Annotated in this window: 22 protein-coding genes; 19 read left to right on the forward strand and 3 right to left on the reverse strand. The window is 69.0% G+C overall.

All coding sequences use genetic code 11. The features are described from left to right. Positions 1–134: 134 nt before the first annotated feature. Complete coding sequence (locus OU996_RS07300; RefSeq protein WP_267584954.1) at positions 135–923, reverse strand: N-acetylmuramoyl-L-alanine amidase; 789 nt, start codon at positions 921–923, stop codon at positions 135–137. Between the two features lie 291 nt (positions 924–1,214). Between OU996_RS07300 and OU996_RS07305 the strand changes: the two genes are divergently transcribed. From OU996_RS07305 to mraY, 7 genes are all read left to right on the forward strand, one after another. Further along, positions 1,215–1,694, forward strand: coding sequence for a division/cell wall cluster transcriptional repressor MraZ (locus OU996_RS07305; protein WP_267584955.1), 480 nt, complete (start codon positions 1,215–1,217; stop codon positions 1,692–1,694). Continuing rightward, positions 1,691–2,725, forward strand: a complete 1,035-nt coding sequence (gene rsmH, locus OU996_RS07310; protein ID WP_267584956.1) for a 16S rRNA (cytosine(1402)-N(4))-methyltransferase RsmH — start codon at positions 1,691–1,693, stop codon at positions 2,723–2,725. Before OU996_RS07305 ends, rsmH begins: the two co-directional genes overlap by 4 nt. Positions 2,726–2,734: 9 nt before the next feature. Further along, positions 2,735–3,331, forward strand: coding sequence for a cell division protein FtsL (gene ftsL, locus OU996_RS07315; RefSeq protein WP_267584957.1), 597 nt, complete (start codon positions 2,735–2,737; stop codon positions 3,329–3,331). 123 nt (positions 3,332–3,454) lie between these two features. Then, positions 3,455–5,143, forward strand: a complete 1,689-nt coding sequence (locus OU996_RS07320) for a peptidoglycan D,D-transpeptidase FtsI family protein (RefSeq protein ID WP_267585632.1) — start codon at positions 3,455–3,457, stop codon at positions 5,141–5,143. A gap of 79 nt (positions 5,144–5,222) precedes the next feature. Then, positions 5,223–6,707 carry a UDP-N-acetylmuramoyl-L-alanyl-D-glutamate--2,6-diaminopimelate ligase gene (locus tag OU996_RS07325; protein WP_267584958.1) on the forward strand — a complete coding sequence of 495 codons (1,485 nt, stop codon included), beginning with the start codon at positions 5,223–5,225 and terminating at the stop codon, positions 6,705–6,707. A gap of 5 nt (positions 6,708–6,712) precedes the next feature. Beyond that, complete coding sequence (locus tag OU996_RS07330) at positions 6,713–8,143, forward strand: UDP-N-acetylmuramoylalanyl-D-glutamyl-2,6-diaminopimelate--D-alanyl-D-alanine ligase (RefSeq protein WP_267584959.1); 1,431 nt, start codon at positions 6,713–6,715, stop codon at positions 8,141–8,143. 152 nt (positions 8,144–8,295) lie between these two features. Beyond that, a complete protein-coding gene (gene mraY / locus OU996_RS07335) occupies positions 8,296–9,381 on the forward strand; it encodes a phospho-N-acetylmuramoyl-pentapeptide-transferase (RefSeq protein WP_267584960.1) in 1,086 nt (361 codons plus the stop codon). Positions 9,382–10,860: 1,479 nt separating this feature from the next. On the opposite strand, the gene OU996_RS07340 is transcribed toward mraY, so the two are convergent. Further along, positions 10,861–11,250: an acyl-CoA thioesterase gene (locus tag OU996_RS07340; RefSeq protein WP_267584961.1), complete on the reverse strand. Its 390-nt coding sequence runs from the start codon at positions 11,248–11,250 to the stop codon at positions 10,861–10,863. A 176-nt stretch (positions 11,251–11,426) separates the two neighbouring features. After that, the gene (locus OU996_RS07345) at positions 11,427–12,347 is read right to left on the reverse strand and encodes an MBL fold metallo-hydrolase (RefSeq protein WP_267584962.1); all 921 of its coding nucleotides are present in this window, start codon (positions 12,345–12,347) and stop codon (positions 11,427–11,429) included. Between the two features lie 105 nt (positions 12,348–12,452). Between OU996_RS07345 and murD the strand changes: the two genes are divergently transcribed. The 12 genes from murD to lpxC all read left to right on the forward strand — a co-directional run bounded on the left by murD (position 12,453) and on the right by lpxC (position 25,765). Then, the gene (murD, locus tag OU996_RS07350; RefSeq protein ID WP_267584963.1) at positions 12,453–13,832 is read left to right on the forward strand and encodes a UDP-N-acetylmuramoyl-L-alanine--D-glutamate ligase; all 1,380 of its coding nucleotides are present in this window, start codon (positions 12,453–12,455) and stop codon (positions 13,830–13,832) included. A 106-nt stretch (positions 13,833–13,938) separates the two neighbouring features. Continuing rightward, on the forward strand, positions 13,939–15,111 hold the full coding sequence (gene ftsW, locus OU996_RS07355; protein ID WP_267584964.1) for a putative lipid II flippase FtsW: 1,173 nt from the start codon (positions 13,939–13,941) through the stop codon (positions 15,109–15,111). Positions 15,112–15,149: 38 nt separating this feature from the next. After that, positions 15,150–16,253, forward strand: a complete 1,104-nt coding sequence (gene murG / locus OU996_RS07360) for an undecaprenyldiphospho-muramoylpentapeptide beta-N-acetylglucosaminyltransferase (RefSeq protein WP_267585633.1) — start codon at positions 15,150–15,152, stop codon at positions 16,251–16,253. Between the two features lie 117 nt (positions 16,254–16,370). After that, positions 16,371–17,792, forward strand: coding sequence for a UDP-N-acetylmuramate--L-alanine ligase (murC, locus tag OU996_RS07365; RefSeq protein ID WP_267584965.1), 1,422 nt, complete (start codon positions 16,371–16,373; stop codon positions 17,790–17,792). Between the two features lie 11 nt (positions 17,793–17,803). Beyond that, positions 17,804–18,106, forward strand: a complete 303-nt coding sequence (locus OU996_RS07370) for a nucleotidyltransferase family protein (protein WP_267584966.1) — start codon at positions 17,804–17,806, stop codon at positions 18,104–18,106. Next, entirely contained in the window at positions 18,106–18,459 is a 354-nt protein-coding gene (locus OU996_RS07375) for a DUF86 domain-containing protein (RefSeq protein WP_267584967.1), read from the forward strand. Before OU996_RS07370 ends, OU996_RS07375 begins: the two co-directional genes overlap by 1 nt. A gap of 29 nt (positions 18,460–18,488) precedes the next feature. Continuing rightward, on the forward strand, positions 18,489–19,409 hold the full coding sequence (gene murB, locus OU996_RS07380; RefSeq protein ID WP_267584968.1) for a UDP-N-acetylmuramate dehydrogenase: 921 nt from the start codon (positions 18,489–18,491) through the stop codon (positions 19,407–19,409). Positions 19,410–19,452: 43 nt separating this feature from the next. Next, positions 19,453–20,373, forward strand: a complete 921-nt coding sequence (locus OU996_RS07385; RefSeq protein ID WP_267584969.1) for a D-alanine--D-alanine ligase — start codon at positions 19,453–19,455, stop codon at positions 20,371–20,373. Positions 20,374–20,498: 125 nt separating this feature from the next. Continuing rightward, a complete protein-coding gene (locus tag OU996_RS07390; RefSeq protein ID WP_267584970.1) occupies positions 20,499–21,371 on the forward strand; it encodes a cell division protein FtsQ/DivIB in 873 nt (290 codons plus the stop codon). A 32-nt stretch (positions 21,372–21,403) separates the two neighbouring features. After that, on the forward strand, positions 21,404–22,693 hold the full coding sequence (gene ftsA / locus OU996_RS07395) for a cell division protein FtsA (protein WP_267585634.1): 1,290 nt from the start codon (positions 21,404–21,406) through the stop codon (positions 22,691–22,693). Between the two features lie 87 nt (positions 22,694–22,780). Next, on the forward strand, positions 22,781–24,508 hold the full coding sequence (gene ftsZ, locus OU996_RS07400; protein WP_267584971.1) for a cell division protein FtsZ: 1,728 nt from the start codon (positions 22,781–22,783) through the stop codon (positions 24,506–24,508). A gap of 318 nt (positions 24,509–24,826) precedes the next feature. Further along, entirely contained in the window at positions 24,827–25,765 is a 939-nt protein-coding gene (lpxC, locus tag OU996_RS07405; RefSeq protein ID WP_267584972.1) for a UDP-3-O-acyl-N-acetylglucosamine deacetylase, read from the forward strand. Positions 25,766–25,821: the final 56 nt, after the last annotated feature.

Raw genomic sequence — 25,821 nt, forward strand, 5'->3', positions numbered from 1 at the left:
CGGTCCGCTAAAGTCGCGGTGCGTGCGCACCTATTGCGGCGCAACCTGGGCGTTCAGTGACTTTCGTTGCGGGCGGGGCTCCTCGTGCGCAACTTCCTGTCGCGCGTTGCCGCCCATTCAGCCATGGCGAAATTTCAGGCGTCGCCGGCGTCTGTTTCAGGGCGCGACATGCAGAGCCGGTAGAGCGTCTGCAGCGTCGAGACATCGGCGATGCCGTCCACGCGCGAGCGGCGGAAATGCCGCTGGAAGGCCCGCACTACCGCTTCCGTCTGGTCGCAATAGGTGCCGCTCACCGGCACCTCATAGCCATAGAGCGCCAGCATCGCCTGCAGCGCCTCGATCGGCTGGCCGTGCTCGCCGCGCATGAAGAAGCGCCCATCGACCGGCGGCGTCTCCTCCACCAGATGGCCGACACCGAAGCGGTGCAGCGCCTCCCAGGGGAATTTTTCGCCGGGATCGTTCTTGCGCGCCGGGGCGACGTCGGAATGGGCGAGCACCCGGTCGGGTGGGATGGGGTGGCGGGTGAGGATGTCCTTGCACAGCGCCGTCACCGCCTCGATCTGGATCGCGGGGAAGGGCGGGTAGCCGAAATCATGGCCGGGATTGGCGATCTCGATGCCGATGGAGCGCGAATTGATGTCGCGCGCCCCGCCCCAGCAGCTCACCCCCGCATGCCAGGCGCGCCGCGCTTCCGGCACGAGCTGAATGATCCGGCCATCCTCGAACACGACATAGTGAGCCGAGACCTGCCGCTCGGGACTGCGCAGCCACTCCACCGCCTGCGCGGTCGATTCCAAGCCGGTGTAGTGCAGCAGCAGGATGTCAGGCCGCGTAACGCCCACACGCTCGCCATGGTTCGGCGAGGGCAGCACCTCGGCGGCAAGCGGGGAATCGGCGGGGAAGGTGGGGGCAGCGTCGGTCATGACGCGAGCTAAGCGCGCGGCGCGCCCGATTCAACAGATTCTTAAGGTTCATGGAGCGTTAATCGGCAATCCCCGGTCACGGCGGGAATCACCCAGGGCAACGGCGCCCTGGGCAGGTTCCGCCAAGGCCGTTCCATTGACGCCCATCACAGCCCATGGTATCCCAAATCATCCCGTTGCAGTTCCATGTCAGCCCGGCCGGCGGTGCCCTCAAGGCGCCTGTCGAGAGGCTGTGTGCGACCGCCGGGTGGTGTGCGCAGGCGTGGACTGGCGCGGGAGTTTCCGGAGCCGATGGATCGTTTCGTATCGACCTATCCGATGCGGCTCGATTCCAAGGGCCGGATGTCGATCCCCGCGCCCTTCCGGGCGCTGATCGCGCGCGACGGGCTGGAGCATGTCTATTGCCATCCCGCGCTCGACCTGCCGGCCCTTCAGGCCGGCGGCGGGCGGCTGATGGCGGGGATCGACAGTCTGATCGAGCGCTATCCGCCCTATTCGGAGGCCCGCGAGGAGCTGGCCACGGCGCTCTATGGATCGATCGAGACGCTGCGTCTCGATCCGGAGGGCCGGGTGGTGCTGAGCGAGACCTTGAAGACGCACGCGCAGATCGCGACCGAGGCCGTGCTGGTCGGCCTCGGCGATTCATTTCGAATCTGGGAGCCCAGCCGCTTCCGGGCGCATCTGGCCGAGGCCAAGGCGAAGGTGCGCGCGCTGAAGGAAGAGCTGGGGTCTCAGGGGGCGGCGCGTGTCACACGCGCCGAGGGGGCATGATGGCGGGTCGCGGCGGTTCGGAGACGGACGCTGCCGGCGGACCGGCCCGCCATCTGCCGGTCCTGCTCGCGGAAGTCGTCACCCATCTCGCGCCGGAGGATGGCGGCGTCTATGTCGACGGCACCTTCGGCGCCGGCGGCTACACACGCGCCATTCTCGCCGCCGCCGAGTGCCGTGTGGTCGCCATTGACCGCGACCCGACCGCCATTGCCGGCGGGCAGGCCATGGTCGAGGCGAGCGCCGGCCGGCTCACCCTTGTGCATGAGCGCTTCAGCGAGCTGGAAGAGGTCGCCGAGCGGCTGGGCCTCACCGGCCGGATCGACGGCGTGGTGCTCGATATCGGCGTCTCCTCCATGCAGATCGACGAGGGCGAGCGCGGCTTTTCCTTCCGCCGCGACGGGCCGCTCGACATGCGCATGTCGAAGGAGGGGCCCTCGGCCGCCGATCTCGTGGCGACGCTTTCCGAGACCGATCTCGCCAATCTCATCTACCGCTTCGGCGAGGAGCGCCATTCGCGCGCCGTCGCCCGCGCCATCCTTGCCGCGCGGCAGGTCGAGCCGATCACCCGCACGCTGCAGCTCGCCGACATCGTCGCCAAGGTGGTGTGGGCCAAGCCCCATGAGCCGCATCCGGCGACGCGGACCTTTCAGGCGCTGCGCATCGCGGTGAATGACGAGCTGGGCGAACTCGCCCGCGCGCTCACCGCCGCCGAGCGGGTGCTGAAGCCCGGCGGGCGGCTGGTGGTTGTCACCTTCCACTCGCTGGAAGACCGCATCGTGAAGACCTTCCTCGCCAACCGGGCGAAGGCCAATGCCGGTTCGCGCCACCTGCCGCTCGCGGTGAGCGCGCCGACCAGCTTCCGGCTGGTGGCGCGCGGCGCGGTGGAGGCGGGCGAGGCGGAGCTGGCGGTGAACCCCCGTGCGCGCTCCGCCAAGCTGCGGGCCGGTGCGCGCACCGAGGCGCCCGCCCACGCGCCGGGCGATCTCGCCTCGCTCCTGCCGCCCACCCCGGACGCCAAAAGCCGCCGCTGAGGTCGAGACATGTTTCGCGTACTCAATGCCGTCTCGCTCATCGCCCTGCTGGCCGCGGCCGGCGCGGTCTATCACGTGAAGTATTCGGCGGCGTCCGAGGCGCAGAAGATCGCCCAGCTGCGCGACGAGATCCGCGCCGAGCGCGACCGCATCGCCTTGCTCAACGCCGAATGGGCCCGCCGCACCGCGCCCGACCGCATCCAGGCGCTGGCCGAGAACCATCTCGACATGCGCCCGCTCGATGTCGATCACATGGACCGCCTCGCCAGCCTGCCCGGCAAGCCCGACCAGAACACCGACGCGCTGGGCGGCATGATCGAGGCGCTGGTGGACGGCCCCAATCCCAACCCGGCCCCGCCGGCGGCCAAGGCCCCGGCGCCGAGCGCGGCGCGCACCAAGCCGACACCGGTCGCCCGCCTGCCGGATGATGCGCCGCTCCCCGAACCGACCGGCAACGGCCAGCCGCTGCCGCTCTCGGCGATGCCGGCCGCCGGCAATATGGCGCCGTTGCGGCCCGGCTTCGCCGGACCGCAGGGCTCGCTTGCCGGTTCGCTCAATCCCGCCGCGGCGCGTCCGCTCCTGCCGCCCGCCGCGGTCGGCCAGTAGTATCCGGAGGTTGCCCTGATGGCTGCGTTCCTCTCCTCCCTGTCCGCCCGCCTCAAGGCGCTGCCGCGGGCCGTGCTGCGGCTGCCGGCGACGCTGCTGCGCGGTCTGGTCGCCACCGCCCGCATGGCCGCCGGCCGCGGCCGGCCCGAGCCGCACGCCGTGGCGCGTGCCCGCATCATCCTGTGCATGCTGGTGTTCTCCGGCGTCTATCTCGGCATTGCCGGCCGCCTCGCCATGTTTGCTTCGGCGCCCGAGGGCACGCTGGCGCGGCGCGGCGTCGCCTCCGACGCGGTGGCCTCGGCCCGGCCGGACGTGCTCGACCGCAATGGCCTGGTGCTCGCCACCGACGTGAAGTCCTCCTCGCTGTTCGGCGAGCCGCGCCGGCTCATCGACGTCGACGAGGCGGTCGAGGCGCTCACCGCCGTGCTGCCGGACATCAACGCCGACGAACTGCGCCAGCGGCTCGCCTCCAATCGCGGTTTCGTCTGGCTGAAGCGCGAGATCACCCCGCAGCAGCAGCGCGAGATCCACAATCTCGGCCTGCCCGGCATCGGTTTCATGACCGAGAACCGCCGCGTCTATCCTGGCGGCACGCTGGGCGCGCATGTGCTCGGCTCGACCAATATCGACAATCAGGGCATTGCCGGCGTCGAGAAGTGGATCGACACGCGCGGCCTTGCCGATCTGCACCTTGCCGGCTTCGCCTCGGACCGCCAGCAGGAGCCGGTCGAGCTCGCCATGGATCTGCGCGTGCAGCATGTGCTGCGCGACGAACTGTTCGAGGCCAAGGAGAAGTTCAAGGCCATCGCCGCCGCCGGCACGGTGGTGGATGTGCGCACCGGCGAGATCATCGCCATGGTGTCGTTGCCCGATTTCGACGCCAATGACCCCGCCCGCTCGCTCGACCCGAAGAACCTCAACCGCCTGACCACCGGCGTGTTCGAGATGGGCTCGACCTTCAAGGCGCTGACCTTCGCCATGGCGCTGGACAGCGGACGCTTCACCATCAATTCGACGCTGGACGCGCGCGGGGCGCTGCAATTCGGCAAGTTCCGCATCCACGACTACCACGCGGAAAACCGCGTGCTGACGCTGCCGGAAGTCTTCCTCGTCTCGTCCAATATCGGCACGGCGAAGATGGCGCTGGCGCTGGGCGTCGACGCGCATAAGGCGTTCCTCAAGAAGGCCGGCCAGCTCGACCGGCTGCGCACCGAGCTGCCGGAAAGCGCCTCGCCCATCGTGCCCAAGCGCTGGGGCGAGCTCAACACCGCCACCATCTCCTTCGGCCATGGTCTCGCTGTCGCGCCGCTTCAGGCGGTGATGGCGGTGAACGCTATGGTCAATGGCGGCATGCTGATCCCGCCGACGTTTCTCAAGCGCACGCCCGAGGAAGCGCAGGCGCTCGGCACCCGCATCATCAAGCCGGAGACCAGCGCCAAGATGCGCTATCTGCTCCGGCTCAACGCCGAGAAGGGCTCGGCCAAGAAGGTGAACGTGCCCGGCATGTATGCCGGCGGCAAGACCGGCACGGCGGAGAAGGTCATCAATGGCCGCTACTCCAAGACCAAGCTGCTGACCACCTTCACCGGCATCTTCCCGATGGACGACCCGCATTACCTCGTCCTCGTCATGCTCGACGAGCCGCAGGCGGCGGAAGGCACCTATGGTTTTGCCACCTCCGGCTGGAACGCGGCGCCGACCACCGGCAAGATCATTTCCCGCATCGGCCCGATGCTCGGCATCATGCCGCGTACCGACGTGCCGACGGCGGAAAGCCTGCTGACCAATTACACGCTGGCGCAGGCGCCGTAAGCGGCACCGCTGATTTCCGCTGCGTCAGAGTGCGCGGAATCGGCTATGCCGGACATGGCTGGACAACAGGACGACGGGAATGCCCGACCGGATCCGCCCCACCGCCGACTGCGCGCGCCGGCTCACCTTGGGTGAGCTGATCGGCGACGACGCCGATTACAGCGCCGCCGACCCCACGCTCGATGTCGCCGAGCCGGTGCTCGACAGCCGCACCGCGCGGGCCGGCGACGTGTTCTTCGCGCTCGCCGGGAGCAAGGCCGACGGCATGGCCTATGCCCGCGACGCGGTGGCGCGCGGCGCCGTCGCCGTGGTCGGCGAGAGCGAGGCGCCGGGGCTCGATCCGGCGATTTCCTATGTGCGGGTCGGCAATGCCCGCCGCGCGGTGGCGCTGGCGGCGGCGCGGGCCTTCCCCAAGCAGCCCGCCACCATCGTCGCCGTCACCGGCACGTCGGGGAAAACATCCGTCGCCGCCTTCACCCGGCAGATCTGGGCGCGGCTCGGCCATGCCAGCGCGAGCCTCGGCACGCTCGGCGTCGTCGCGCCCTCCGGCGCGGTCTATGGCTCGCTCACCACACCCGACCCCATCGCCCTGCATCGCACGCTCCACCAGCTGGCGCAGGAAGGGGTGACGCATCTGTGCCTGGAGGCTTCCTCGCACGGGCTCGACCAGCACCGGCTGGACGGCGTGCGGCTCACCGCCGGCGCCTTCACCAACCTGTCGCGCGACCATCTCGATTATCACCCGAGCATGGAGGCCTATCTCGAGGCCAAGATGCGGCTGTTCCGGGCGCTCGTCCCGCGCGGCGGCGGGGCGGCGATCTGGGTCGACACCACCGAGGGCAGCCATGTCGCGCAGGTCGCTGCCGAGCATGAGCTGAACGTGCTCGGCATCGGCAATGCCGGGGCCGGCATCACCCTGCTGGCGCGGCAGGATGAAGGGCTCGGCCAGCGTCTCGACATCGAGGCGGAGGGTGAGCGCCGCACGCTGAAGCTGCCGCTGGTCGGCGCCTTCCAGGCGTCCAACGCGCTGATCGCCGCCGGTCTCGTCCTGCTCACCGGCGGCCCGCGCGCGGCGACATTTGAGGCGTTGGAGACGCTGGAGGGCGTTCCCGGCCGGCTGGAACTGGTCGGCACGCATAAGGGCGCCGGAATTTTCGTCGATTACGCCCACAAGCCCGACGCGCTCGCCACCGCGCTCGACGCGCTGCGCCCCTACGCCACCGGTCGGCTCATCGTCGTGTTCGGCTGCGGCGGCGACCGCGACACGGGCAAGCGCCCGCTGATGGGCGCCATTGCGGCGGAGAAGGCGGATGTCGCTATTGTCACCGACGACAATCCGCGCAGCGAGGATGCCGCCAGCATCCGCGCCGCCGTGCTCGCCGCCGCCCCCGGCGCCCGCGAGATCGGCGACCGGGCGGAGGCCATTGGCGCCGCCATCGCCATGGCCGGGGCAGGGGATGTCGTGCTGATCGCCGGGAAGGGTCACGAAACCGGCCAAATCATCGGCGACCGCGTGCTGCCCTTCTCCGACCGCGACGTCGCGGCGGGATTGATCGAGGAGTGATCGCCATGGCCGCTTCCGCGCCGCTCTGGACCCCGCAGGCGCTGGCCGAGGCGACCGGCGGCACGCTCGCTCCGGCCATCACCGGTGTCTCCATCGACACCCGTACGCTCCAGCCGGGCGACGCGTTCTTCGCCATTCGCGGCGACAATAGCGACGGCCATGCCTATGTCGGCAAGGCGGCCGAGGCGGGCGCGGCTCTGTGCGTGGTCGAGCGCGGGCGGGCCGGGGAGATGCCGGCGGGCGTGCCCCTGCTCGCGGTGGACGATGTGCTCGGCGCGCTCGAAGCCGCCGGCCGGGCGGCGCGGGCGCGCAGCCAGGCCCGCATCGTCGGCGTCACCGGCTCGGTCGGCAAGACCACCACCAAGGAGGCGCTGCTGCTCGCGCTCGGCGCGGACGGGCCGACCCATGCCTCGGCGGCCTCCTATAATAATCACTGGGGCGTGCCGCTCTCGCTGGCGCGCCTGCCGGCGGGCAGCGCCTATGGCGTGTTCGAGCTCGGCATGAACCATGCCGGCGAGATAACCCCGCTGACCCGGATGGTGCGCCCGCATGTGGCGGTCATCACCACCATAGAGCCGGTGCATATCGCCCAGTTCCCGAGCATCGAGGCCATCGCCGATGCCAAGGCGGAGATCTTCCTCGGTGTGGAGCCCGGCGGGGCGGCGGTGCTCAACCGCGACAACCCGCATTTCGACCGGCTGGCGGCGGCGGCGCAGGCGGCCGGCATCGCCACCATCATCGGCTTCGGCGAATCGCCGGAGGCGCAGGCGCGCCTCGTCTCCCACGCGCTCCAGCCCAATGGCGCGACCGCCACCGCCGATATTCTCGGCGAGACGGTGAGCTTCAAGGTCGGCCTGCCCGGCCGCCACATCATTCAGAACATGCTGGCGGTTCTGGCGGCGGCCAAGCTCGCCGGCGCCGATCTTGCGCTCGCCGCGCTGGCGCTCGCCAGTTTCGGCCCGCCGCCGGGGCGCGGCGTGCGCACGCGGCTCGCCGTCAAGGGCGGGCTGGCATTGCTGATCGACGAGAGCTACAACGCCAATCCCGCCTCGATGCGCGCGGCGCTCGCCGTGCTCGCCGGCATGCCGGTGAGCGGGCGCGGGCGGCGCATCGCCGTGCTCGGCGACATGCTGGAACTCGGCCCGCAGGGCGACGTCATGCACGCCGGGCTCGCGCCCGCGACCGCCGGGATCGATCTCGTCTTCTGCGCCGGGCCGTTGATGCGCTCCCTGTGGGAAACCCTGCCGGAGAGCCGGCGCGGCGCCTGGGCGCCCGATGCCGCCGCGCTCCTGCCGCAGGTCGCCGAGCGGCTGCGCGCCGAGGATGTGGTGACGGTCAAGGGCTCCAATGGCAGCCGTATGGGCGTGCTTGCCCGCGCGCTGGCCGAGCGCTTCAAGCCGAGCGCCGACCTGCTGGCGGCGGAGACGCCGGAATGAGCGGTGTCCGGGTATCGGGAGACGCGCGTGAGGCCGCGCGTCCCGTCGCGGGCCCTCTTGCGCTTTCTGCCGGCAGCGGGCATGGCCCCGCCCGCCGACTCGCCGTGACCACGCCGTGCCGGCCCGCGTCCCTTTCGGAAGGTTGATACCCGATGCTGCAATGGCTGGCCCAGTTCCAGGAGAGCCTCCCGGCTCTGAACGTCTTTCGCTACATCACCTTCCGCACCGGTGGGGCGATCATCACCGCGCTGCTCTTCGTCTTCATGTTCGGCCCGGCCATCATCGCGCTGCTGCGCTTGAAGCAGGGCAAGGGCCAGCCGATCCGCACCGACGGGCCGCAGTCGCACCTGCTCACCAAGAAGGGCACGCCCACCATGGGCGGGCTGATGATCTTCTCGGGCCTGATGGTCGCGACCGTGCTTTGGGGCAACCTGTCCAACCCCTATGTCTGGGTGGTGCTGTTCGTCACGCTCGGCTTCGGGCTGATCGGTTTCTATGACGACTATCTGAAAGTGACCAAGCAGACCCATAACGGCCTCTCCGGCAAGGCGCGCCTCGCCATTGAGGGGCTGATCGGCGGCATCGCCGCGGTGGTCATCATGCATATCGGCCGCGAGCCGCTCTCCTCCTCGCTGGCCTTTCCGTTCTTCAAGGATCTGCTGGTCGATCTGAGCTGGTTCTTCGTGGTGTTCGGCGCCTTCGTCATCGTCGCCGCCGGCAATGCGGTGAACCTGACCGACGGGCTCGACGGCCTCGCCATCGTGCCGGTGATGGTGGCGGCGGGCAGCTTCGGGCTGATCTCCTACCTGTCCGGCAACGTGCTGTTCGCCGATTATCTGCAGATCCACTATGTCGCCGGCGTCGGCGAACTGGCGGTGATCTGCGGCGCCTTGATCGGGGCCGGCATCGGCTTCCTGTGGTTCAACGCCCCGCCGGCGCAGATCTTCATGGGCGACACCGGCTCGCTGGCGCTGGGGGGCCTCCTCGGCACCATCGCGGTCGCCACCAAGCACGAGATCGTGCTGGCGGTGATTGGCGGGCTGTTCGTGCTGGAAGCGGTGTCGGTGATCGTGCAGGTCGCCTCGTTCAAGCTCACCGGCAAGCGCGTGTTCAAGATGGCGCCGATCCACCATCATTTCGAGCAGAAGGGCTGGACCGAGCCGCAGATCGTCATCCGCTTCTGGATCATCGCCGTGGTTCTGGCGCTGATCGGCCTGTCGACCCTGAAGCTGCGCTGAGCGCGGCGGCAGGCTTCGGCGAAGCGAAGAGCGCGGCCCGCCATCCCCGCACATCGTCATGGCCGGGCTTGACCCGGCCATCCACGACTTGCCTGCGCCGCGCTGGCCCAAGTCGTGGATCCCCGGGCTGATCCCCGGATCAAGTCCGGGGACGGGGATGACGGGGTTCTGGGAGGGCGACCGCGTGAGCACGGCGGCACCCGATCCCGGATCGGCCTTTGGCCGTCCGGGATGACTCTGCATAATGCGGCCGTCATCCCGGCCTCCATCCTGCCCCCCATCTCGTCGTCATCCCGGCCCCTCGGGTCTTGCCTTTGGCAAGCCCAAGGGCAGGCTCCGCGAAGCCGGAGAGCCGGGATCGTCATCCGACGCGCTCATCCCCCCCGCACACCGTCATGGCCGGGCTTGGCCCGGCCATCCACGTCTTGCCTGCGCCTCGCTCGGATCAAGTCGTGGATCCCCGGATCAAGTCCGGGGATGACGGCGTTGGGGGACGGCGTGACCAAGGCGGCACGCGATCCCGGATCGGCCTTTGGCCGTCCGGGATGACGCTTCACAAAGATGCCGTCATCCCGGCCGGAGGCGTAGCCGGAGAGCCGGGATCGTCATCCGTTGGAGAGCCTGCGGCGCGTACATCGGGCAAGCCGGAGCGCGATCCCGGCTCGGCCTGCGGCCGTCCGGGATGACGGTTACAGGCGCGGCGATGGGCAGAGGCGCCGCTGAACAAGCGCGGCGACAGAGCTTCCTAGGAAAATAAACCTAGACATTCACCCCAATCTCCGTCATCCTGCCCGCACCTGTCCTCACCGAGGGGTGCGTCCGGAGCGGCCGGCGTGGGGGATGGGGGCGGTGGCGGCGTCGGCGGGAGTAACGCACCCGGCGGCGTCGCGGCCCAAGTCGGGTGTTCCCGTGCGGCGTAGCGCCGTTCACGGGCGGGATGCTACGCGCCTTCAAGCGCGTGGGCGCCGCCTTCAGTGGAGGATAGCAAGTCTGACTCCTCCAGGGGCCATTCGGAGCAAGCCATAAAACACCGCGTGCGGGGCGCCGGGAGCGGCGCGTCGGTCGGCTGAGTGAAGGCTTGCACCACCTTTCAAAACAAAGGTGCAGGCGGCCGCCGTTGGCGTCCGCCCCGGTGCCCCGCGCGCCCCTCAAGGGCGGATGGGAACGGCGCAGAGCCGAGGCCGCGACAGCGGCGCGGGGGTTTTGGTGCGGGCGGTGAGGGTGGGGCCTACGGGCCTTACCCGAACGTGACTCCCACCCTCACGACGTCATGGCCGGACTTGATCCGGCCATCCACGTCTCCCCGCCGCGGCGCCCGGCCCCAAGTCGTGGATCCCCGGGTCAAGCCCGGGGATGACGGTGTTCTGGGAGGGATGCCGCGTGACCAAGGCGGCACGCGATCCCGGCTCGGCCTTTGGCCGTCCGGGATGACGAGGGCGGGAACCGCGTGAGCGTGGCGGCACGCGATCCCGTCAGGGCTCACGCCTCATCGACCGGGCGCGGGCGGCGGTCGGCGCCGATGGCGACGAAGGTGAAGCTGGCCTCGGTCACCTTGTTCAGCGTCTCGCCCTCGCGCGGGCGGCGCCAGGCTTCGATGCGGATGCGCAGCGAGGTGCGCCCCACCGACAGGACGTCCCCAAAGAAGCTCACCTCATCGCCGACCAGAACCGGGCTGAGGAAGCTCATCGCCTCCACCGCCACCGTGGCGACGCGGCCCTTGGCCCGGCGCGTGGCGACGTTGCCGGCGGCCAGATCCATATGCGCCATCAGCCAGCCACCGAAGATGTCGCCGGCCGGGTTGGTGTCGGCGGGCATGGCGATGGTGCGGATGACCGGGGAATGGGGCGGCGGCTCGGCGGTGGCGGTCATGGTCGGTTCCCGGTTGAGGCGTCGGCGCGGGCGCGCGGGGCATCCCTTGATACCGTGCCGCCGCCCGCCTCGCGATCCGCACTTCGGCGAAGACATGCTCGCGCCCGCGGCGGGGACGATCCCGTCCACTCGATATCGGAACGGCACGCCTTGGAGCGAGCATCCGGTCGTCGCACTCAGGGCAGCGCCAGCACCTTCTTCACATTGTTGGCGTGCACCTCCTCATAGGGCGCGAAATAGCTGAGGTGCCCGGCCGCGATGTCCTCGGCGATGAAGGTGCTGAGATCCTGATCGGCGAAGGACATGACCGAGCGGGTGCGCAGCAGCTTCTGCACATAGCGGATCGTCGCGTCGATCAGCGAGGGACCATAGCCGCCGGCCGCGATCACCTCCGCCGCGCCGTGATTGGGCAGGATGCGCTGATAGCCCCAGCCGCGCACGCGCTTCAGTTCCTCCACATGGACGGCCAAGCGCTCGGGCTCGGCGACATAGGTGATCGGTTCTTCCAGCGTGTCGCCGGCGAGCATGATGAACTCGTCCGGCAGCAGCAGGATCAGCCCGTCATGGCTGTGGATCTCCGCCGGCTCCAGGAGCACGCGCAGGCTGCCGACCGACAGCTCGGTCGGGCCGGTGATGATGCGGTTGGGCATGACCAGCGGGCGGATCGGCGGGTTGCCGCTCTCCAGCGCCGCGCGGTGCTCCGTCAGCGCCGCCTGCGTGCGGTCCAGCGCGATGATCTCGCAATCGGCGAAGACCTCGTTGCCGGCGACGTGATCGTCATGCCAGTGGCTGAGCACGACGCGGATCGAGGTCACGCCGGCGCGCTCCAGGGCCTCGCGCATCAGCCGGGCATGGGTGAGCGAGATATGGGTGTCGTAGAGCAGCGCCTCGGAGCCGTCGACGATGGCATAGACGCAGACGCCGAGCGCATAGGCCCCGTCATCCAGCCAGTTCGGCCCGGCCGCGAAGGCGCGGGCGCCGGCGATGCGCCCGTCATAGAAGGCGAGGATGTTGGGGTGCGGGCGCAGCACCTTGAGCGTGGAGCCGAGGGGGAGAAGGGTGGGGGAGGGGGCAGGCGGAGAGGCGGGCTTGCTCATCGTCATCCTTTGCGTCGCCGGCAGGCGCGCGATCATTTCATCAGCCGGGGAAATGCGCTAGCGAGGGAGCGCGTCCCGATGGCGCGCGTCAGCCGAGGTTGTCCCATGATCCCCGTGACTTCGTTCAAAGACCGTGCCGTCGCGCTGTTCGGCCTCGGCGGCTCGGGCCTCGCCACCGCCCGCGCGCTGATTGCCGGCGGGGCGCGGGTGACGGCCTTTGACGATGCGGCGGCCTCGGTGGAGAAGGCGGCGGCGGAGGGCATCCCGACCGGCGATCTGCGCGCGCTCGACTGGCGCGACATTGCCGCGCTGGTGCTGGCCCCCGGCGTGCCGCTGACCCATCCCGAACCGCATTGGAGCGTGAGGCTGGCGCAGGGCGCGGGCGTCGAGGTCGTCGGCGACATCGAGCTGTTCTGCCGCGAGCGGCGCCTCGGCCTGCGGCGCGCGCCCTTCGCGGCGATCACCGGCACCAATGGCAAGTCGACGACCACGGCGCTGCTGGCGCATCTGATGAAGGTCGGCGGGCGCGACGTGCAGATCGGCGGCAATTTCGGGCCGGCCATCCTCGGTCTGGAGCCGCCCAAGCAGGGGCGGGTCTATGTGATCGAGTGCTCCTCCTACCAGATCGACCTCGCGCCCAGCCTCGATCCGGCGGTCGGCATCCTGCTCAACCTCTCGCCGGACCATCTCGACCGCCACGGCACGATGGAGCACTACGCCGCCGTCAAGGAGCGGCTGGTGGCGCAGGTGGAGGCCGGCGGCACGGCGGTGATCGGCGTCGATGATCCGTGGTGCCGCGCCATCGCCGACCGCGTGGCGGCGAGCGGCAAGGGGCTGGTGCGCATCTCCGTCCTCGAAAAGCTGGAGGACGGCATCTATCTCGACGGCACCGACCTCGTGATGGCGGAGGGCGGGCGTACCGTGTTCACCCTGCCGCTCGCCGGCATCGGCTCGTTGCGCGGCAGCCATAACGCGCAGAACGCCGCCGCCGCTTTCGCTAGCGCCCGTGCGCTGGGCCTTGCGCCGGAGGTGATCGCGGTCGGCATCAAGAGCTTTCCGGGCCTCGCCCATCGCATGGAGCAGGTGCGCAGCATCGGCAAGGTTCTGTTCGTCAACGATTCCAAGGCGACCAATGCGGATGCCGCCGAGCGCGCGCTGGTGTCCTTCGACAACATCTACTGGATCGCTGGCGGCAAGCCGAAGGAGGGCGGCATCGCCCCGCTCGCGCCGCTCTTTCCCCGCGTGAAGAAGGCCTATCTGATCGGCGTCGCGGCGGAGGATTTCGCGGCGACCCTCGGGGACGGCGTTCCCCATGAGATGAGCGGCACGCTGGAGGTTGCGGTGGCGAGCGCCGCGCGCGATGCGGCCAATGCCGGGCTCGACCATGCGGTGGTCCTGCTCTCGCCGGCCTGCGCCAGCTTCGACCAGTTCCGTAATTTCGAGGTACGGGGCGATGCTTTCCGGGCGCTCGTCGCCGCGCTCTGAGTGCGGCGATCGACGCGATCATCCTTCGCTTCACGCATGGGCATTAAGCCGGCGTCAACCTTAATCGTTCGATAGTCCGGGAAGCGTTTTTCCGGAGTAGAGCTACATGATCTCGCGTGCCGAACGGACGGTGGTGGGCGAATGGTGGTGGACCATTGATCGCCTGCTGCTTGGCGCCCTCGCCGCGCTGATGATCATCGGCATCGTGCTGGCGCTGGCCGCCAGCCCGCCGGTTGCCGCGCGGCTCGGCATCGCTGATCCGTTCCACTTCGTGAACCGGCAGGTGATGTTTCTGGTCCCGGCGCTCATCGTGTTGCTGGGCACCTCATTCCTCTCTCCGCGCAACATTCGCCGCGTCTCGCTGGTGCTGTTCTTCCTCTTTCTCGGCCTCGTCTGCGCCACGCTGGTCATCGGCCCGGAGGTCAAGGGTGCGCGGCGCTGGTTGAACGTCGCCAGCATCACCGTACAGCCCTCGGAGTTCCTCAAGCCGAGCTTCGTCATCATCGCCGCCTGGCTGTTCTCCGAAAGCGTGCGGCGCCCGGAAATGCCCGGTCAGTTCCTCGCCATCGGCCTGCTCGGCATCGTGGTGACGCCGCTGGTGATGCAGCCGGATTTCGGCCAGACCATGCTGGTCTCGCTGGTGTGGGGCGGCCTGTTCTTTCTGGCGGGGCTGCGGATGATCTGGGTGATCGGCCTTGGCGGCGTCGGCGCCTTCGGCCTGTTCGTCGCCTACACGCTGGTGCCGCATGTGACCAAGCGCATCGACCGCTTCCTCGACCCGGAATCGGGCGACACCTACCAGATCGACATCGCCACCGACAGCTTCCTCAATGGCGGCTGGCTCGGCCAGGGGCCGGGCGAGGGCACCTACAAGAAGATCCTGCCGGACGGGCACACCGACTTCATCTTCGCGGTCGCCGGCGAGGAGTTTGGCGCCATTCTCTGCATGATGATCGCGGGGCTGTTCGCCTTCATCGTGCTGCGCTCGCTGACGCGGGCGATGAATGACGAGGATCCGTTCGTGCGCTTTGCCATTGCCGGGCTCACCATGCTGTTCGGCCTGCAGTCCTGCATCAACATGATGGTGAACCTGCATATGATGCCGGCCAAGGGAATGACGCTGCCCTTCGTCTCCTATGGCGGCTCCTCGCTGCTGTCGCTCGCCTATGGTATGGGCATGCTGCTCGCGCTTACCCGCCGCCGCCCGCGCACGGCGACGCTGGCAGAACTGGAACGGCTGGGCACCCGGCTCGGCAGCACAGCGGTACGCCCGGCATGAACGATTCCATCCGCACGCCCCGCGCCCCGCGCCCCGCGATGACCCGCAAGCCGCTGGTACTGCTGGCGGCCGGCGGCACGGGCGGGCATCTCTTCCCGGCCGAGGCGCTGGCGGATGCGCTAAGCGCCTGCGGCATCGACATCGACCTCGCGACCGACGAGCGCGCGGCGCGCTATGCCGATGTGTTCCCCGCCCGCAAGCTGCATGTGCTGCCGGCCGACACGGTGCGTGGCCGCTCGCCTGTCGCGCTTGCCCGCACCGGCCTTGCCCTGGCGCGCGGGGTGCTCAAGGGCTACCAGCTGATGCAGGAGCTGAAGCCTGCGGTGGTGGTCGGCTTCGGCGGCTATCCTACGGTGCCGCCGCTGCTCGCCGCCCGCTTCGCCGGCCGCCCGACCATCATCCACGAGGCCAATGCGGTGATGGGCCGGGCTAATGCCATGCTCGCGCCCCGCGTGACGGCCATCGCCACCGGCTATCCCGGCATCTTCGCCGACAAGCCCGCGCTGGCCGCCAAGGCGCAGCACACCGGCAATCCGGTCCGCCCGGCGGTGATCGACGCCGCGACGCCCTATGAGGCGCCGCTGGAAAACGGCCCGTTCGATCTCCTGGTCTTTGGCGGCAGCCAGGGCGCGCGGGTGATGAGCGACGTCGTTCCCCACGCCATTGCCCAGCTTCCGCCGGTGCTGCGCGACCGGCTGCGCATCACCCAGCAGGCGCGGGCGGAGGATAGTGGCTTCGTGCGCGAGATCTACGCCAAGACCGGCGTGCGGGCGGAAGTCGCCCCGTTCTTCCGCGATCTGCCGGCGCGGATGAGCAACGCTCATCTGGTCATCGCCCGCGCCGGCGCCTCGACGATTGCGGAACTGTGCGTGATCGGCCGGCCCTCCATCCTCGTGCCGCTGCCCGGTGCCATCGACCAGGACCAGCTCGCCAATGCCACTGCGCTCACCAAGGGCGGCGGCGCTGTGCTGGCGCGCCAGAGCGGTTTCACGCCCGATACGCTGGCCGAATTGCTGATTTCGCTGATGCGCGCCCCCGGCCAGCTCGCCGCGATGGCCCAGCGGGCACAGACCATGGGCCGCGCGGACGCGACGGCGCGGCTGGCGGATCTCGTTATCCGCACCGCCGGCCTGAAGGTTTGAACCCGTGGCCGGGCGGTCCGCCATCGTCGGGATGACGCGGCCGGTCGCCTCGTCTATTCCTGCCCGCCTTGACGTTGCGCCCGCGCCCCAGGATGTGGCGGGCCGAAGGAAGATCGCATGAAGCTCCCGCTCTCACTCGGCCCCATCCATTTCGTCGGTATCGGCGGTATCGGCATGAGCGGCATCGCCGAGGTGCTGCACAATCTCGGCTACACCGTCCAGGGCTCGGACGTGGCTGAGAGCGCCAATGTGAAGCGCCTGACCGAGAAGGGCATCAAGGTGCTGATCGGCCATGCGGCCGGCAATATCGAGGGGGCGGAAGTGCTCGTCGTCTCCTCCGCGATCAAGCGCGACAATCCCGAGCTGGTCGCCGCCCGCGCCAAGCGCCTGCCGGTGGTGCGACGCGCCGAGATGCTGGCCGAGCTGATGCGCCTCAAGAGCTGCGTCGCCATTGCCGGCACCCATGGCAAGACCACCACGACCTCGCTGGTCGCCACCCTGCTCGACGCGGGCGGCTTCGATCCCACCGTCATCAATGGCGGCATCATCAACGCCTACGGCACCAATGCTCGGCTGGGGGATGGTGACTGGATGGTGGTGGAGGCCGATGAGAGCGACGGGACGTTCCTGAAGCTGCCGGTCGAGGTGGCGATCGTCACCAATATCGACCCCGAGCATCTCGACCACTTCAAGACCTTCGAGGCGGTGCAGGCGGCGTTCCGCAGCTTCATCGACAACCTGCCGTTCTACGGCTTCGCGGTGATGTGCACCGATCATCCGGTGGTGCAGGATCTCGTCGGTCATGTCGAGGATCGCCGCGTCATCACCTATGGCGAAAATCCTCAAGCCGATGCGCGACTTGTCGATCTCGACCTGCGCGGGGGCGTGTGCCGCTTCGCCGTGATCTTCCGCGACCGCACCGGCCACACCGTGCATGAGCTGCGCGATCTCGTGCTGCCCATGCCCGGCCGGCACAATGCGCTCAATGCCACCGCCGCCATCGCCGTGGCCCGCGAGCTGGGGGCGAGCGACGTGCAGATCCGCGCCGCGCTGGCCGGTTTCGGCGGGGTGAAGCGGCGCTTCACGCGGACCGGTGAGGTGGACGGTGTGTCCATCTTCGACGATTACGGCCACCATCCCGTCGAGATCGCCGCCGTGCTGCGCGCCGCCCGCGCCTCGACGGACGGGCAGGTCATCGCCATCGTCCAGCCCCACCGCTACACGCGGCTCCAATCGTTGTTCGACCAGTTCGCCACCTGCTTCAACGACGCCAACCACGTCATCGTCGCCGATGTCTATGCGGCGGGTGAGGCGCCGATCCCCGGCATCGACCGCGATCACCTCGTCGAGGCGCTGCGCGCGCGCGGCCATCGCTCGGTGACGGCGCTGGAAGGCCCGGACGCGCTCGCCGGGCTGGTGAAGGGCCTGGCAAAGCCCGGCGACTACGTGGTCTGTCTCGGCGCCGGCAACATCACCCAATGGGCCTATGCGCTGCCGGGCCAGCTTGAGGCGGGGCCGGTGTCGGGCAAATCATGCTAGACTTCACGACCATGGACCTCTCGCGCGACCAGCTTATCCGGTCACTTCTCGCGCTGCAGCCACGCCTGCGTGCAGAGGGCGTGACCCGGCTTGCCCTGTTTGGCTCACGCGCCCGGGAAGACCATCGCAGGGACAGCGATATCGATGTCGCCATAGACGTGGAACCCGACCGGAAATTCTCCCTGATCGACTTGGTCGGCGTCGCACAGGAGATCGAGTCCGAGACCGGTCTGTCGGCCAATATCTTCATGCGCCGCAGTCTCGATGAAGGCTTTAGGCGCACCCTTGAACGCGACGCCATCGAGATTTTCTGATGGACGAGCGTGCAATCTTCCGGCTTCGGGACATGAAGGCGTCCATCGACAATATCCATGACCTGCTTGATGGGCGCTCCTTCGAGACGATGTATGGCGATGCGGCTACGCGCGCCGCCTTCGAGCGGTTCCTAGAAATCCTGAGCGAAGCCTCGCGCCACATTCCCCTCGCGTGGAAAGAGGCGAGCGCAGACCGCATCCCTTGGAAGAAGATAGCCGACCTCGGCAATCATATCCGGCACGCCTATCACAAGCTCGATGCCGAGCTGCTCTGGAACATCTATGAGAACGACCTCGATGCGCTTGAGGACGCCATTCTCGCAATGCTGACCCGGTACGAGGCGGGTGTCTAAATGTTGCTCCGTTGGCTGATCCCCGCACCATGACCTTCCCCGACATCACCGCGGACCTCTCCACCCGCCTGCCCGCCTTGCGCGGGCGGCTGATCGCGAATCAGCCTCTGGCGGAGCTGACCTGGTTCCGCGTCGGCGGCCCGGCGCAACTCCTGTTCACCCCGGCGGACGAGGCCGATCTCGCCTATGTCCTTGCCCACCTCCCGGCGGAGATTCCCGTCACGGTCATCGGCCTCGGCTCGAACCTCATCGTGCGCGATGGTGGCGTGGCCGGCGTGGTCATCCGGCTCGGACGGGGCTTCAACGAGATCACCGTCGAGGATGGCTACCGCGTGCGGGCGGGCACGGCGGTGCCCGACGTGAAGCTCGCCCGCGTGGCCGCCGATGCCGGCATTGACGGGCTCGCCTTCTACCGGGGTATTCCTGGCGGTCTGGGCGGGGCTCTGCGCATGAATGCGGGCGCCCATGGTGGCGAGACCAAGGATTGCCTGATCGAAGCGCGGGCGGTCGACCGCACCGGCAAGGTCCATGTGCTGGCGAACGCCGATTTTGGCTTCAGCTACCGCCATTCCGGCGCGCCGGCCGATTTCATCTTCACCAGCGCGCTCTATCAGGGCCGCCCCGGCGACCCCGCGACGATCCTGGCCGAGATGGACCGTATCACGCAGGCCCGCGAGGCCTCCCAGCCGATTCGCGAGAAGACCGGCGGCTCGACCTTCAAGAACCCGCCCGGCCACAAGGCCTGGCAGCTCGTCGACGCCGCCGGCTGCCGGGGCTTGCGCGTCGGCGGGGCCGAGGTCTCGCAGATGCACTGCAATTTCCTGATCAACACTGGCGGGGCGACGGCTGCCGACATTGAAGGCCTCGGCGAGGAAGTGCGCCGGCGCGTGAAGGCCCAGTCCGGCATCGAGCTGGAGTGGGAGATCAAGCGGATCGGCGTTCCGGCCTGACTGACGCCCCAGACTGACGCCTTACCGGCGCGAGGAGAAGACCATGTCCAAGCACGTCGCCGTCCTTCTGGGTGGCTGGTCGGCGGAGCGCGAGGTGTCGCTGCGCTCGGGTGAAGCCTGCGCCAGGGCGGCCGAGAGCGTCGGCTACCGCGTCTCGCGCGTCGATGTCGGGCGCGACATCGCGCAGGTGCTGACCGGGCTGAAGCCGGACGTGGTGCTTAACGCCCTGCACGGTCCGTTCGGCGAGGACGGCACCATTCAGGGCGTGCTGGAGATCCTCGGCATCCCCTACACCCATTCGGGCGTTCTCGCCTCGGCGCTGGCCATGGACAAGGCGCAGGCCAAGATCGTGCTGGCCGCCCATGGGGTGCCGGTGCCGCATGGCCGCCTGGTCACCCGCGCGGAGGCCGCCAAGGCCCATGTGCTCCCGCGCCCCTATGTGCTGAAGCCGGTGCGGGAGGGCTCCTCGGTTGGCGTCTTCATCGTTAACGACGATCAGGAATACCCGCCGCAGGAACTGAATCGGCCCGACTGGCCGCATGGCGAACTGCTTCTGGCCGAATCCTACATCCCCGGATTGGAGCTTACCTGCGCCGTGATGGGCGGTGACCCGCTCGATGTGATCGAAATTCAATCCGCCGTAAGGTTCTATGATTACGAAGCAAAATACGCTCCGGGCGGATCCGTTCACATTCTTCCGGCCCGGATTTTACCGAAAATTTACCAAAAGGTACGGATGCTAGCGGCTAGGGCGCATGAGGCGCTCGGCTGTCGGGGCATTAGCAGGGCTGATTTCCGCTATGACGACCGGACCGGGGACGAATCCGGTTTGTTCTGTCTGGAGGTCAACACCCAACCCGGAATGACCGAGACCTCTCTCGTGCCCGAACTGGCAGCCCATGCGGGCCATTCGTTCGGTGAGCTTGTACGATGGATGGTGGAGGACGCTTCGCTCAACCGCTGACCCCCAGGCAGACGTCTGCCGGGGTCGGACGGAGCAGCGCGGCCAAGGTTGAGACGAGGCGGAACGGCAGCGATGGCCGGGCTTTCGCACGTCCTGCCACGTCCGGCGCCGCCGACCGGGGCCGGGTGCGAATCATTGACCGCACGATCATCGGCGGGCGCCGCTTCTTCGTCGGGCTGTCCGCCTCGCGGGCTCTGAGCTGCGGCGCCGGCACCTGGCTGGTGGCGCTGCTCTTCGCCGCGACCGGCGCCTATGGCCTCCAGCAGGGCGGGCACATGCCGGTAGCGGTCGAGACCGCCCGCGACATGGCTGATTCGGCCGCCAACCTCGCCGGCTTCCGAATCGCCAATGTGAATCTCTCCGGCCAGAACCACGTCACCCCCGGCGATATCCTTGCCACGGCCGGCGTGAAGCCGACCTCCTCGCTGCTGTTCCTCGACGCCGAGGGCGCGCGGATGCGGCTTGAGGAACTCGCCTGGATCAAGCGCGCCACGGTGCAGAAGCTCTATCCCGACCGGCTGGACATCCAGGTGGTCGAGCGCGAGGGCTTCGCGCTCTGGCAGAAGGACGGCAAGATCAACGTCATCGCCCGCGACGGCACGGTGATCGCCCCCTATTCCGACGACGCCCGCTACATCCGCCTGCCCATCGTGGTCGGCGACGGCGCGGAAAAGCATGTCACCGAGATCGTCGACGCGCTCAGCCTCGTTCCGGGCGTGCGGGACCAGGTGCGTGCGGCCATCCGCGTCGCCGACCGGCGCTGGACGCTGAAGATGCGCAGCGGCATCGACGTGCGCCTGCCGGAAAAGGACATCGCCACCGCCTTGCAGGAACTCGCCGTGCTCGACCGCGACAAGCAACTGCTCAGCCGCGACATCACCATCATCGATCTGCGTCTGCCCGACCGTGTGTCGGTGCGTCTGTCGGATGCTGCCTATGAGGCGCGTCAGGCGGATCTGAAGGCGCAGGCGAAGGCCAAGAAGGGCGGCAACACGTGAGACCCCGGGCTCCGTTCGAGATCGCCCCCAAGATGCGCCCCCTCGCGCCGCGCCGCAGCGGTGTGGTGGGCGTGCTGGAAATCGGCACCTCCAAGATCGTCTGCATGATCGCCCGGCTGAAGCCGCGCGATGCCACGACGAGCCTGCGCCGGCGCACCCATTCGGTGGATGTGCTCGGCATTGGCCATACCTCGTCGCACGGCATCAAGGGCGGCGCGGTGATCGACATGGAGCGCGCCGAGCACGCCATCCGCCGCGCGGTCGACGCCGCCGAGCGCATGGCCGGCGCGCAGATTGCGTCCGTCGTCGTCTCCATGGCCGGCGGGCGTCTCGCCTCCGAGCACTTCGCCGCCGAGGTCGACCTGCCCGAGCCGGCGGTTGCCGAGGGCGACATCCGCCGCGTGCTCGACGCCGCCTCCACCTTCGCCGTCGGCGAGGGCCGGACCATCCTGCACGCGCTGCCGGTCGGCTATGCCATTGACGGCGTGTCCGGCATTGGCGAGCCGCGCGGCATGCTCGGCCGGCGCCTCGGCGTCGATCTGCATGTCGTCACCGCCGAAGCCGCGGCGGTCCGCAACCTGCTCCTGTGCATCGAGCGCTGCCATCTCGGCGTCGAGGCGATGGTCGCCGCCCCCTATGCGGCGGCGCTGGCCACGCTCGCCGATGACGAGACCGAGCTCGGCGTGACGCTGATTGATTTCGGCGCCGGCACCACCACGGTCGCCGTGGTGGAGAACGGCCATTGCGTCCATGTGGATGGCGTCGCGGTGGGCGGCCAGCACGTCACCAATGACGTCGCGCGCGGCCTCTCCACCCGCCTCGCCGATGCCGAGCGCCTGAAGAGCCTGCATGGCGGCGTCACCGTCGTCGGCGCCGATGACCGCGAGATGCTCACCGTCCCGCCGATCGCCGACGACCATCACGACCTGCCGCGCGCCATTCCGAAGTCGCGCCTGCTCAAGATCATCCGCCCGCGCGTGGAAGAGATCACCGAGCTGGTGCGCGACCGCCTCGTCACCTCCGGCCACGCCGCCGGCGCCGGGCGCCGCATCGTGCTCACGGGCGGCGCGGCCCAGCTCACCGGCCTTGCCGAGATGGTGGCCGGCGTGATGGGCGGGCAGGTGCGCATCGGTCGCCCGCTCGGCATTTCGCGCCTGCCGGAGGCCGCGCGCGGCGCCCCCTTCGCGGTCGCCACCGGGCTTCTCGTCTATCCGCAGGTTGCGGGGCTCGAGCATTTCGAGGCCCGCCGCCGCCGGCTCTCCCACGGGGAATCGGACGGGTACTTCTCGCGCGTCGGTCATTGGCTTCGGGAGGCCTTCTGACGTGCTTCATCATATCCGCGCCGGCGGAACCGGCACCACTGAGATCGAGACGGGATTCGAGCCCGCCGGCGTTTGGGGACAACAGCCATGACCATCAATCTGCAGGTACCTGACATCCGCGAACTGCGTCCCCGCATCACCGTGTTCGGCGTGGGTGGCGCCGGCGGCAACGCCGTCAACAACATGATCACGGCCGGCCTGTCGGGCGTCGACTTCGTTGTCGCCAACACCGACGCGCAGGCGCTCACCCTCTCCAAGGCCGAGCGCATCGTGCAGATGGGCGTGGCGGTCACCGAGGGCCTCGGCGCCGGCTCGCAGCCGGAAGTCGGCCGCGCCGCGGCGGAAGAGGCGCTGGACGAGATCCGCGACCACCTCGCGGGCGCCCACATGGTCTTCATCACCGCCGGCATGGGCGGTGGCACGGGCACGGGCGCCGCTCCGGTCATCGCCCGCGCGGCCCGCGAACTCGGCATCCTCACCGTCGGCGTCGTGACCAAGCCCTTCCACTTCGAGGGCCAGCGCCGCATGCGCATCGGCGAGATGGGCATCAACGAGCTGCAGAAGGGCGTCGACACCCTCATCGTCATCCCGAACCAGAACCTGTTCCGGGTGGCCAATGAGAAGACCACCTTCGCCGACGCCTTCGCGATGGCCGACCAGGTGCTCTATTCGGGCGTTGCCTGCATCACCGATCTGATGGTCAAGGAAGGCCTGATCAACCTCGACTTCGCCGACGTCCGCGCCGTGATGCGCGAGATGGGCAAGGCGATGATGGGCACCGGCGAGGCCTCCGGCGAGAAGCGCGCTCTGCACGCGGCCGAGGCGGCGATCGCCAACCCGCTGCTCGACGAAGTGTCGATGCGCGGCGCCCGTGGCCTGCTCATCTCGATCACCGGCGGCAAGGATCTCACCCTGTTCGAGGTGGACGAGGCGGCGACCCGCATCCGCGAGGAAGTCGACCCGGACGCCAACATCATCCTCGGCGCCACCTTCGACGAGACGCTGGAAGGCCTCATCCGCGTGTCGGTCGTGGCCACCGGGATCGACCCGGCGGTCATTCCCGAGCAGATCCCGCACAGCTTCGCGAACCTCTCGGATCTCGGCGGTCGCAAGGTCTCCAATGCCGGCCGCGCCGCCGTCGAGGCCCGCCGCGACGCCGCCCTGCGCTCGGTCGCGTCCGCGCTCACCGAGGAGCATGCGGCCTATGCCGATCACAGCTACGAGCCGACCTTCGCGGCGTCCTCGGGCAGCGATCACGTCTATGGCGAGCCGGACTACGCCCAGCACGCGCCGGCGGCGATCGACGACGTGACCATTCGCCCGCTCGCGCCCAAGCCCCAGCTCTATGCCGAGCCGGAGCCCGAGCCGATGAACGAGGCGGCTTATGAGCACGAGACGCACGAGCCCTTCATCCCGCCGCAGGCGGAACGCCCGGAAATGCGCAGCCCGCGCATGCCGCGCGTGGAGGAGCTGCCCATGCCGGCGCAGAACCAGATCCGCGCCGCCCGTGGCGAGCCGACGGAGCATCACCACGCCGAGAAGAAGCGCATGACGCTGCTTCAGCGCCTCGCCAATGTCGGCCTCGGCCGCCATCAGGACGAGGAAGAGGTCGACCCGCCGGCCGAAATGCGCCCGATGGTCCGCCGCGCCCCTGCGCAGCCGGAGCCGCGCCCGCTCGCCGAGCGCCGCCCGGAAGCGTCCGAGTTCGCCAAGCGCCCGGCGGCCCGCCCGATGGACGCCCATGGCCGTCCGGCGGCGCGCGCCTCCGAGGATGACCACCTGGATATTCCGGCCTTCCTGCGCCGCCAGGGCTGAGCCGGCTTCCTGACAGGCAGGGGCGGGTGACCGCCCCTGTTACACAGCCGATGATGCAATGCAGCGCCCGGGTCTGGAGCTCGGGCGCAATTCATTGATTGTAAACAAATATCTGATGTGCTGCAGGCGCGACGGGACGGTAACAGACGGTAAGCAAGCGTGATTTGGCACCCCCTGGGGGCGCCGGTATGTTGCCCACCAACGACAAGCCCTCGGCGTGGATTCGCAACCGAACCCCGGAACCGATGGCGGATTGAAGTTGGCACTGGGAATTGGGGGGAGCGGATGACGTATCGTGGTCCGCTCGCTGGGTCTGGAATGAACGCTGTACGGCAAACAACCATCGGCGACATTGTCACGCTTTCGGGCGTGGGTGTGCATTCCGGCAAGGAAGCGCGGTTGAGCCTGGCTCCCGCTCCGGCCGATACCGGCATCCTCTTTCACCGCACCGATTCGTCCCAGTCCGTTCGCGCCTCCCGGCATGCTGTTCGCGGCAGCGATCTGGCGACCGTGCTGCGCGATGAGAATGGCCCCGCCGTCTCCACCGTCGAGCACCTGCTCGCCTGCTTCGCCGGCCTCGGCATCGACAATGCCCATGTCGAGATCGACGGGCCTGAAGTTCCGATCCTGGACGGCAGTGCAGGCGAATTCGTGGCAGCCATCGACGATGTGGGCGTCGTCGAGATCGCCGCGCCCCGCCGCTATCTGCGCGTGCTCAAGACCATCCGCGTCGAGACCGAGACCGGCTTCGGCGAGCTGTCCCCCTATGATGCGGGCTTCCGGCTCGAGGTCGAGATCGACTTCGCCCACGCCGCTATCGGCCGCCAACGTTACGCCGCCACCCTGTCGCCGGACGTGTTCCGCAGGGAGCTCGCCGCCGCTCGTACCTTCGGCTTTGTCGCCGATGTGGAGCGTCTCTGGCAGGCCGGCTACGCGCTCGGCGCCTCGCTCGACAACACGATCTGCCTCGACACGAATGGCGTGCTGAACACGACCGGCCTGCGCTTCGCGGACGAGTTCGTGCGCCACAAGGCGATGGACGCGGTCGGTGACCTTGCCATCAGTGGCCTGCCCCTGATGGCCCGCTTCCGCTCCTACAAGGGTGGCCACAAGCTGAACTTCGCCGTGGTCGATGCCCTGCTCTCCGACCGCTCGGCCTATGAGATCGTCGAAGCTAAGCTCCCGGCCCGCCGTAGCGTGCGTGGCAATGTCGGTCTCGTCGACGTGGCAGTGCCGGCCTACGCGCCGGAGCTGTGAGCCGGTCCGCGCGGCTTTTGGGCGTTCCTCCCGCGTTCATCCTGCAATCGGTGGCG

Origin of the sequence: Ancylobacter sp. SL191, from assembly GCF_026625645.1 — a bacterium.
Classification (GTDB): Bacteria; Pseudomonadota; Alphaproteobacteria; order Rhizobiales; family Xanthobacteraceae; genus Ancylobacter.